The following is a 1023-nucleotide window of genomic DNA, read 5'->3' as shown; positions in this document are numbered from 1 at the left end:
TGAGATTAAATAGTACTTCATGCGGAGTTCGGTAGCCTAAGGTTTTTCTAGGGCGATGATTCAGGCGATCTTCAATCTGTTGAATTTGCGCTGCCGAATATTTCATTAAGTTCGCTTTTTTGGGAATGTATTGTCGTAGCAATCCATTGGTATGTTCATTGCGAGCACGTTGTCGTGGGCATCCTGGATCGGCGAAATAGGCTTTGGTTCCAAAGTCTTCAAAGTGCGCAAATTCACTGCCGTTGTCTAAGGTTAGCGTCTTCGCGGGTAACTTTGCCAACCCTTCCCGAATCGCTTGAGCGACGATGTCTGCATGTTTGAGTAAAGGGACGGAAAGTTTGACATATAAGCTCACCCTCTCGACCATGGTCACGATGCAGTCAACCGCGGTGCGGCCACGGATGGTATCGAGCTCCCAGTGTCCGATCACCTGACGCGCTAGCGCTTCTTTATCCCGTTTGCGGATACTTTTCCGTCCAGGTGGGTATTTTCTACGGGGAGCGGCCCATAAAGTGGCCTCCCTATACCGACGTAGTTTGGTAAATAATCGATTTCCAGTTCGGGCTATCCAGTTGTAAATCGCTTGGTGGCTTACGGCCCATTGACCTGTACTTCCAGCGATCTTGAGTCGCTTCGAAATTTCATCTGGCGACCATTCCTGGCGTAATAACTGTCTGACTATTTTCCAGGTGTCGCTACATTTTCTGATTTGATTTTTCGCACTATTGGCACGTCGTCGTAAGGTACGTTCATGCGATCGAAGAGAATTGTATTGTCCCTTCAGGTGGCCGCGTTTAATCTCACGATACACCGTTGATCGATGCACATTGAGAATGATCGCTATGGCCTTTACATTTTTATTTAATGCCAACAACAACTCAATCTGATATCGTTGGTGGCGGTTGAGATGGGTGAATTTCATGGCGTGTCCTTTCGGCTTTGAACACCACAAAGGTACTCCATCTCCTATCTCAACCCTTTGTTTTTTTGCCCTTGAATGTCGCAATTCGAAGTTTACGTCGC

The 1023-nt window shown here is 47.1% G+C and carries 1 protein-coding gene; it reads right to left on the bottom strand.

The features are described from left to right. Nucleotides 1-922 (bottom strand): IS30 family transposase (locus ACO0K8_RS22295; protein WP_422948849.1); only part of this gene is annotated, 922 nt, incomplete at its 3' end. Between the last annotated feature and the right edge of the window lie 101 nt (nucleotides 923-1023).

Source organism: Undibacterium sp. Ren11W (genome assembly GCF_049340485.1).
In the GTDB taxonomy this organism is placed as follows: domain Bacteria; phylum Pseudomonadota; class Gammaproteobacteria; order Burkholderiales; family Burkholderiaceae_D; genus Undibacterium.
The sequence above is the reverse complement of the archived record's forward strand: the minus strand, read 5'-3'. Positions and strand labels throughout refer to the sequence as shown.